The sequence below is a fragment of the Psychromonas sp. genome, assembly GCF_041586535.1.
Lineage (GTDB): Bacteria > Pseudomonadota > Gammaproteobacteria > Enterobacterales > Psychromonadaceae > Psychromonas.
The window spans coordinates 24,098-32,851 of record NZ_JBFGZY010000023.1 but is presented as its reverse complement, the minus strand read 5'-3'; the positions used below and the strand labels follow the sequence as shown (position 1 = coordinate 32,851).

General features: G+C 41.4%; 7 protein-coding genes and 1 tRNA gene. 4 read left to right on the top strand and 4 right to left on the bottom strand.

Features of this window, described 5'->3' with window-relative positions; translation table 11 throughout:
* The first annotated feature begins 176 nt into the window (after positions 1–176).
* The 4 genes from ABZA00_RS04430 to trpS all read left to right on the top strand — a co-directional run bounded on the left by ABZA00_RS04430 (position 177) and on the right by trpS (position 4,760).
* A complete protein-coding gene (locus ABZA00_RS04430; RefSeq protein WP_372880931.1) occupies positions 177–509 on the top strand; it encodes a hypothetical protein in 333 nt (110 codons plus the stop codon).
* Positions 510–1,009: 500 nt separating this feature from the next.
* A complete protein-coding gene (locus tag ABZA00_RS04425; RefSeq protein ID WP_372880930.1) occupies positions 1,010–1,849 on the top strand; it encodes a DUF6544 family protein in 840 nt (279 codons plus the stop codon).
* Complete coding sequence (locus tag ABZA00_RS04420; protein WP_372880929.1) at positions 1,846–2,682, top strand: CPBP family intramembrane glutamic endopeptidase; 837 nt, start codon at positions 1,846–1,848, stop codon at positions 2,680–2,682. The genes ABZA00_RS04425 and ABZA00_RS04420 overlap by 4 nt, the downstream gene beginning before the upstream one ends.
* A 1,055-nt stretch (positions 2,683–3,737) precedes the next feature.
* Positions 3,738–4,760: a tryptophan--tRNA ligase gene (gene trpS, locus ABZA00_RS04415; protein WP_372880928.1), complete on the top strand. Its 1,023-nt coding sequence runs from the start codon at positions 3,738–3,740 to the stop codon at positions 4,758–4,760.
* A gap of 257 nt (positions 4,761–5,017) precedes the next feature.
* Here trpS and ABZA00_RS04410 read toward each other — a convergent pair whose 3' ends face one another.
* The 4 genes from ABZA00_RS04410 to rpoD form a co-directional block, all read right to left on the bottom strand.
* Entirely contained in the window at positions 5,018–5,530 is a 513-nt protein-coding gene (locus tag ABZA00_RS04410) for a tyrosine-type recombinase/integrase (protein WP_372880927.1), read from the bottom strand.
* Positions 5,527–6,249, bottom strand: coding sequence for an integrase arm-type DNA-binding domain-containing protein (locus tag ABZA00_RS04405; protein ID WP_372880926.1), 723 nt, complete (start codon positions 6,247–6,249; stop codon positions 5,527–5,529). The genes ABZA00_RS04410 and ABZA00_RS04405 overlap by 4 nt, the downstream gene beginning before the upstream one ends.
* A 164-nt stretch (positions 6,250–6,413) precedes the next feature.
* Positions 6,414–6,490: transfer RNA gene (locus tag ABZA00_RS04400), tRNA-Ile, on the bottom strand.
* A gap of 391 nt (positions 6,491–6,881) precedes the next feature.
* Complete coding sequence (gene rpoD, locus ABZA00_RS04395; RefSeq protein WP_372880925.1) at positions 6,882–8,744, bottom strand: RNA polymerase sigma factor RpoD; 1,863 nt, start codon at positions 8,742–8,744, stop codon at positions 6,882–6,884.
* Positions 8,745–8,754 lie beyond the last annotated feature (10 nt).

Below are 8,754 nucleotides of genomic sequence, written 5' to 3'. Positions count from 1 at the left end.
AGTCGTTGGTCAGGTGAAATCAAAAATTGGGCACCAGTTAAAGAAGTCAGGCTTAATCCAGAGAAGTCAAAGACTGAAATAAAAGAGAATAAGGTGGCATAAATTTAAACGTCAGGCGACAACTCTCTTGAAAACCGCCGGGTAGTCAACAACGAGATATCAAAATTGATAATGTATTGGACATTTGTGATGGCGCGTTAAGTTATGACGTAATGTTGGTTATTGGCGCGGTAGCAGATTTGTTGGAGAGCCGCGAAGTATTAAACATCTATGCTGAGAAAATTAGAACTTTGCAACGATCATTAAAGCTTGGCTTATCATCAAATCTAGAACATTGGCTCTACTCAAGAGGGTTATCTGATCGAGAAGTTTGCAGGCATTTGAGCAATTTAATTGTTTCGAAAGGTGATGAAGGTAATATTAGTGAATCTTTCTTTGAAGATCATCGAGATTATATTGAGCCTGAGTTAAAGAAATTCCCTTCTGTTTTCTGGAAAGCGATTTATTAGGGTGTTTGTAAATAATTGTTCATATTTAATAAAGAAAGAAAAAATAACCATTTTCTATTCTTAAAAAATCAACCTGATAAATACAACTTCCCAAACTGATATTTTGGGAAGTTGTCAGGCCTTATGCCGTAAGGCGATAGTTGAAATAACAGTGTTGAAGTTCCTTTTTTACAGTTTTGGTACGTAAAAGGCAGTTGGACTCAGCAATTGTGCAAAGTCGCATTCGTCCCCATATTCACTTACAAACCATCAAACAGTGACCAAATTACTTTGTCTACTGCGAAGCTTGCTTTCGGGAAAAAGCGAGCATGGAGTTTTTATTAGCAGAGGCGCTTTGATGATAGAGCGCCTGAGAAAATTATCGATAATAATGATTTTTGAATCAGACAGAGTACCTGTTTTTTATGCTTGTTCTGGTCTAATCTTTAACAATAAAAAAATTCTATAGCTTCGTTAGCGGTTAGTTGAAAACAATTTAGTAATTCTACTTTGATATGCTTATGAAATTCATTTATATATTCTTAATGCTCCTTGTTTTACTACTTATCTCGCTTCTGATTTTACGATTGTTAGATTGGCGTGATGATCAATCTCAATGGCTGCAATTATCTTCCATACAGCCTGTAAATCCTGGACGATATGATTCATCAATGGTGACTGATCTACCTGAGCCAGCACGACGATACTTCAACTTCACCATCGCATCAGGAACACCTTTGTACACTGTGGTAGAAATTGATATGGGAGGCCAGTTCAGTCTTGGCTCGCAAGAAGAACCTAACTACCAGACTATGCTCGCATACCAAATTCTTGCAGCTCCTTATGGCTTTGTATGGCGCTTACATTTACCAGGTATCATACCGGTATCTGGTTCCGATTCTGGGGGATGGACAAGATTTCGCATCTTGGGATTAATTCCAGTGGCGCGGATGGGAGGTGGCTCAGACCATACACGATCTGCTTACGGGCGTTATGTAGCTGAAGCTGTGTTTTGGTCACCCGCTACAATTTTACCGAGAGCAGGTGTGAAATGGGAAGGAATTGATAAGCATACAGCTCGTGTCACTATCACCCACGGTAAGCTTTCACAGGCAGTCGATGTCACCGTGAATACCATTGGGCAACCTGTTGAGGTTTCTTTTATGCGTTGGAGCAATGCAAACCCAGACAAATCATATAGCCTACAACCGTTCGGAGGCACTCTTTCAGACTTCCGTGTTGTACAAGGTTTCAAATTACCGTTCAGGGTTGTAGCTGGAAATATGTTTGGAACAAACGAATATTTTCCTTTTTTTAAGGCTGAAGTAAAGGCAATTCGTTTTCCTGGAGCCGAAAAATGATTTTGTCAAACAGGCGTCAAGTTCCCCTCATCGCCCTGGTACCCTTTTTGCTTATAGCTTTCGGTTTGGCCTGGGGAACTCTGGCTCTGTTCATCTTTCTCCCAAACCAGATGAACAATATCTTCGGCGAATTGACAGGGCAACATCCTCTTTTCTACCTGGCGGTGTACGCACCTGCGATTGCCGCTTTCATTGTCGTCACGTACTACAGTGGCCTGGTAGGATTGCGGCGTTATTTTTCTCGATTATTGCTCTGGCGTTGCTCACCGGTTTGGTATATTTTTTTGATTGTCGGCATTCCGCTGGTATTTGTTGGCGGCGCTGCGTTAAAAGGCAATCTTTTCACTGAGCCGTTTCCGTTTTCCTCATTTCAGTCGTTTATTATTGCATTGGTATTAACGACGATTAAAGGCCCCGTCGAAGAGTTTGGTTGGCGAGGGGTGGTACTTCCTCTGCTGCAAAGAAAGATGGCACCGATCTGGGCCGGGCTGATTCTTGGTGTTATCTGGGGGTTCTGGCACCTGCCTGCATTCCTATTGAGCGGAACGCCTCAAAGTGCCTGGTCATTTGCCCCGTTTTTTTTCGGTACTGTTGCGTTAAGCGTAATAGTAACCCCATTATTTAACATATCACACGGCAGCATTCTGCTCCCTGCGTTGTTCCATTTTATCCTCATCAATCCAGTCTGGCCAGATGCACAACCTTATGACATATACCTGTTCATGTTTGTTGCTGTTCTGGTTGTCTGGTTCAATCGAAAAACAATGTTCAATCGTGAGGGTGCCATCATAGAAGTTATCCCCCCAAGCAGAAGGCGAAGTGGTACCGCGTGATCTCGGGAACGGAACTGGCATAGGTTCTTGAGTTCGGACATGCACCTGAAATGCGCAAATGTTCTGGTCGTATTGAACCGTCGTGCGGGGTTCCGTTTTGGAAGTGCCCTCTTGCAGGTACTGTCAGGCTTTCTTTATCTCCTAATAATCTCGCAGCCGAATACTGTAGCGGCATCTGATCTGACAGCATAATTTCAGTAGGCGCTTTTTCTCAGCTCGATTTCCATTGAGTATTCCTTTATCAAACACTTTCTTTTTAGAAGTAATCAATTGATGATTGAGAAACACGTCGCATAGCCCTTGCTCTATCCTTATCACTATATGTCTTTATAATCTGCTCAACATCATCGTTTAATATTCCAGCAAATAAAATCCCCTAGATGATCCATTAAGTATATTTGAGCAGCAAGGTTCCGCATGGCTCAAGGATCAGATCTTTCTTTTTACCTATTCAAAATTAGGGTTTGTTCTAAGGCGTTTAGGAGGCGAAAGCGGATAGCATCTCGAGTTCGGTATTGGGAGTTTTAGAGGGTGCCAGTCAGGATGATCGCAATCGGGGGAAAAGCGTGCGTAAAGTTTTTACTCTCTGAATACTTAGGGACACATTGCTAGTACCAGATATATTATTTAGTTTTATCGTATCCAAGTACCTTGACTCATTAATTATGATTGATTGAGTTAAGTCATTGTTCAGTAACTTACTACAATTGGAGCCGCGGCTTCAGCCGCGCTGTCATATACTGTTTGTTTGCTGTATAGCTCGGCTAAAGCCGAGGCCCCGAGTTCTTTCAATCGTTCATCTTCACTGTGTTTAGGTACAAGTATTTGGAGACACTATTTTATGTATCAGCCAGAATAGAGTTGCCCTTCAAAACTAACCTTGATAAAGTAAAAAAATGAACAGCATCAATACTTCCACATTCACATCTATTCTTTTCTGGTGGCGCTCTAAGTAGAGCGGCGCGGAATTTCTATATTCTTAAGCTGCTGAAGGTAGCAAAGAATATACGATCTTTTTATCTCCAGTAGCATTTAAATTTATTTGGAGATAAATTATGAAACAAGAACAACCCTTTGAAAAATCAGAGATAATACTAACTGGTGATAGAGCAACGGGACCATTACATCTTGGACATTACGTAGGTTCGTTAAAGCAAAGAGTATCACTTCAGTGGATGCATGAACAAACTATACTTGTTGCAGATATGCAGGGGCTTACTGATAATGCTCACAATCCAACAAAGGTTTCTTCAAACATTCTCAATGTGGTTGCTGATTATTTAGCGGTAGGTATTGAGCCTACCCAGACAACCATCTGCCTCCAGTCGCAACTGCCAGCCCTCGCAGAGCTGACTATGTATTACAGTAACTTAGTTTCAATCGCAAGATTAGAGCGAAACCCAACTGTTAAGAGTGAGATTAAGAGCAAAAGCTTTGGGCGCTCAATTCCTACTGGTTTTTTTACTTACCCTATATCTCAAGCAGCTGACATTACAGCATTCAAGGCGACATTAATTCCTGTGGGCGATGATCAATTGCCCATGCTGGAGCAAACTAATGAAATAGTTCGAAAAGTCAATAAGTTAGCAGGAAAGAAAATATTAGATGAATGCCGACCTCTTCTTAGTAACGCACCAAGACTCCCAAGTACCGATGGCAAAAATAAGATGTCAAAAACAATGGGAAATGCTATTAATCTTGGTGCTTCAGAGAAAGAGATTAGTGCAGCTGTGAAGGCGATGTATACTGATCCAAGCCACTTAAGAGTTGAAGATCCTGGTCAAGTAGATGGGAATATCGTATTTACTTATTTAGATGCCTTCCACCCCGACAAAAAGTATATCGATGGATTAAAAAGTCACTATAAACAAGGAGGTTTGGGCGATGGCACAACAAAGAAAATACTAGAGGAATGCCTGCAAGATATGCTTCGACCAATACGCGAGAAACGAGCAGAATATCTTAATGACAAAGCTCAATTGATTAATATTCTTAAGAAAGGCAGTAAATCAGCGAGGGAAAATAGCGAAAAAGTTCTTTTTGATGTTCGAGGTATATTCGGCCTAAATATATTCTGATTGTTTACTTACAAATATAGCGCTCATAGGATCTGAGGTACTTTAGTTCCCATGCTCGAATTGTATTACGCTTGCTACTGGGAGAAAGCGAGCGTAAATATGGTGGTCTCAACAGATAAATAGTACAAAAGAGCTGAGGCCCATAGCGCCCTAGAAAGTAACGGCCCGAGATAGAAGAGTATTCATCAACTAAATGAAAGGCGCATACTTTCTAATGACTAGGTTTGATAATGAGAATCGTTAAGGTTTGGGTGTTATTACCCACCAACCACTTTTAATCCCCTTAACCCTGATATTGAAATATTTCCAGTCGATGCATTTTCAATATGCTCACTCCACCAGCACATTAAAGTACGTCTACGTTCGAGATATTCTGCGCGGTTGTAAGCTCTTCGTACTTCATTCTTATCAACATGAGCTAGTGCTGCTTCGATCACATCTGGATCAAAACCTTCTTCATTTAACGTGGTACTTGCTAAGGCTCTTAAGCCGTGTGAAACAAGCTGCCCTTCAAATCCCATTCTTTTTATAGCCATATTCGCCGTTTGGCTATTTGCGTGTACTCTTGGGTTTCTATGCCCTGGAAATAAAAAATCACGATGCCCACTGATTGGTTTTAGTACGTTAAGAAGGGCTAAACTTTGAGGTGTTAAAGGGATGGTGTGAGGGCGTTTCATTTTCATTCGCTCAGCGGGGATAACCCAAACACTCTTATCTAAATCGATATCTTCCCATCGGGCCGTTACTGCTTCGATAGGGCGCGTCATCATTCAATCAGGCATCTAGTTAACCTGGTTATATTAGCGCTATGGAGCTCTTGCATTAGCTCGGGTAGTCGGCTGGGTTCAAGGGTTGCCATATTCGTTTTTTTAGGGGCTGGAAATAGCTTTGTTATATCTGATAGATAATTTACTTCAATAATTCCAGATGCGATGGCAATGCGCATTATCTCATTAATGATTCGGCATAAGCGCTTAACTGTTTCTAGGCTACCTTGGCTTTTAACTGGTTCTAAAATAACAATAATCAGTTTTGGTTTTATTGAATGGATTGGTACGTTTTGTAGTGATGGTAAAATGTGTTTTGTTAGTGACTGGTAAGCTTTTTCTGCTGTTTCTGGTTTTACTTGTTGTTTCTTTAATTCAAGCCACTTTACCGCGAGGACTCCAAAGGTGTTTTCTAGCGCTTCTTTTTTTTGTTGCTGCACTTCATCTTTATATACTTTGGGGTCAATCTGCTGTGCAAGTAATTCTCTGGCATTTTTCCGCTTCTCTCTTGCCTGGGCAATTGAAACATCTGGATATTTTCCAAAGCTAAGATTAGTTCTCTTTTTACTGATCGGATGAGTGTATTTAAAAACCCAAATTCGAGAACCATTTGTTCTTACTCGAAGTTGTAAGCCATCACCATCTGATAATGTGTATTCTTTCTCTCTTGGTTTAGCTTGTTTTACCTGAGTATTGTTCAGAGGAGTTACAGTTTTTGCCATGATGTACCACCAAAAATAAGATAAATTGCCGTTGGTACATCTGATGGTACATTAAATCGTGGTTGTTACAAGATGTTGATAGATGCTAATGGACGCTAAATGACTGTTTAGGTGTTGGTATTACTAGGCTGGTGGACTTTTGTGGACGTTACTGGAAGAAAAAGTGGTGGCCCCTCCCAGACTTGAACTGGGGACCTAACGATTATGAGTCGTGTGCTCTAACCAACTGAGCTAAGGGGCCTAATTTTGTACTTCCGCCGAGCTAGCTCTAACCTGCTATTCCAAGTTAATGCTAAGGGGCCTAATTTTGTATTTCTGCCGAGCTAGCTCTAACCTGCTATTCCAAGTTAATGCTAAGGGGCCTAATTTTGTATTTCTGCCGAGCTAGCTCTAACCTGCTATTCCAAGTTAATGCTAAGGGGCAAATTTTGTATTTCAACGCTTAATCTTAAGGGTGAAATTTGTGAGTGCGATTATATAAGCTAAATTTTTACCTGTCTAGCATATGTCATGCGTTTGCTTATTTATTCTACGTAGTTATTGTTATTGCTGAAGAATATTCGCTGTTTATCACTTTTTAAGCAAAAAAAATCCCGCGTCAGCAGGATTTTTTATTTATATGTTAATAGTTGTTATTCGTCCAGGAAGCTACGCAGTTGCTCACTACGGCTCGGATGACGTAATTTACGCAGTGCTTTTGCTTCGATCTGACGGATACGCTCACGTGTCACATCAAACTGCTTACCCACTTCCTCTAAGGTGTGGTCGGTATTCATATCAATACCAAAACGCATACGCAGTACTTTAGCTTCACGTGCCGTTAAACCTTCTAAAACATCATTAGTCGCGTTTTTAAGACTTTCACTGGTTGCACAATCAACAGGCAGGGCAATTGTAGTATCTTCAATAAAGTCACCTAAATGCGAATCTTCATCATCACCAATAGGTGTTTCCATGGAGATTGGCTCTTTAGCAATTTTTAATACTTTACGGATTTTATCTTCTGGCATCATCATGCGCTCCGCCAGTTCTTCAGGCTGTGGCTCGCGGCCCATCTCCTGCAGCATCTGACGGGAAATGCGGTTGAGTTTATTGATCGTTTCAATCATATGCACAGGAATACGGATAGTACGCGCCTGATCCGCAATAGAGCGGGTGATTGCCTGACGGATCCACCAGGTTGCATAGGTTGAGAACTTGTAACCGCGACGGTATTCGAATTTATCAACCGCTTTCATCAGGCCGATATTACCTTCCTGAATAAGATCCAGGAACTGTAAACCACGGTTAGTATATTTTTTCGCAATTGAGATAACCAGACGCAGGTTGGCTTCGACCATCTCTTTTTTCGCACGGCGGGCTTTCGCTTCACCAATGCTCATGTTGCGCGATATTTCTTTTAAGTTTGAGATGGTTAATGCACTTTGCTCTTCGATAGTCAGCATTTTTCTGACACAGCGTTTTAAATCTTCTTCGTATTCACTGATGCGTTTCGCATAATCAGTGCCGCTTGCAAGGATTGCTTCTACCCATGATTCGCTGGTTTCGTTGCCTTTGAAAAGCTGAATAAACTCTTTCTTAGGCATTTTGTTTTGTTCTACACAGATTTTTAATGCCAGACGCTCTTGTACACGAACAGTGTCCATAGAAGAGCGGATTGCTTTAACCATACGGTCAAACTGCTTCGGAATTAATTTAAACTGCTGGAAAAACTCAGCCTGCTCACTAATGGCTGCACGCGTATCCGCATGACCTCGGCCATTTTTAACAATTGAATCTTCAACAACACGATTTAATTTGCGCAGCTCGGCAAATTTTTCTGCAGCTTCTTCAGGATCCGGGCCTTTCGGTCCTTCTTCTTCATCTTCACCTACTTCATCATCTTCATCTTCATCATCCACATCATCTTCGTCTTCCAACTGCGTTTCGCTTAATTCAGAGCCGATATGTGTGGCGCTGACCGCCTGCGACATTTCATCATTGGGATCCACAAAACCACTGATCAAATCAGTTAATTTCATCTCATCAGCTTCATAGCTGTCCCAGTTATCTAATAGTCCGGAAATGGTGGCAGGGTATTCTGAAACGGCTGTCTGTACTTCTGTAATACCTTCTTCAATACGTTTTGCGATAACAATCTCGCCTTCACGTGTCAGCAGCTCAACAGTACCCATTTCACGCATATACATACGTACAGGATCGGTCGTTCTGCCGATCTCTGATTCAACCGTTGCTAATACTTGTGCAGCGGCTTCTACTGCATCTTCATCGACGTTATCACTACTGTCTTCGCCCAAACTTATTTCGTCTGCATCGGGAGCTGATTCATAAACCTTAATGCCCATATCCCCAATCATCTGGATGATATCTTCGATCTGTTCAGCTTCAAAAATGTCTTGTGGTAGGTGATCATTAACTTCAGCGTAAGTTAAAAACCCTTTTTCTTTACCTTTGATAATAAGCTCTTTGAGCTGTGACTGAGGTGTTTGAGCCATAGATACCGTC

What these genes read in the sequence shown, in the direction of transcription:
- ABZA00_RS04425 (WP_372880930.1), top strand. Translation starts at nt 1,010, where the DNA reads ATGAAATTCATTTATATATTCTTAATGCTCCTTGTTTTACTACTTATC.
- ABZA00_RS04420 (WP_372880929.1), top strand. Translation starts at nt 1,846, where the DNA reads ATGATTTTGTCAAACAGGCGTCAAGTTCCCCTCATCGCCCTGGTACCC.
- trpS (WP_372880928.1), top strand. Translation starts at nt 3,738, where the DNA reads ATGAAACAAGAACAACCCTTTGAAAAATCAGAGATAATACTAACTGGT.
- ABZA00_RS04410 (WP_372880927.1), bottom strand. Translation starts at nt 5,530, where the DNA reads ATGATGACGCGCCCTATCGAAGCAGTAACGGCCCGATGGGAAGATATC.
- ABZA00_RS04405 (WP_372880926.1), bottom strand. Translation starts at nt 6,249, where the DNA reads ATGGCAAAAACTGTAACTCCTCTGAACAATACTCAGGTAAAACAAGCT.
- rpoD (WP_372880925.1), bottom strand. Translation starts at nt 8,744, where the DNA reads ATGGCTCAAACACCTCAGTCACAGCTCAAAGAGCTTATTATCAAAGGT.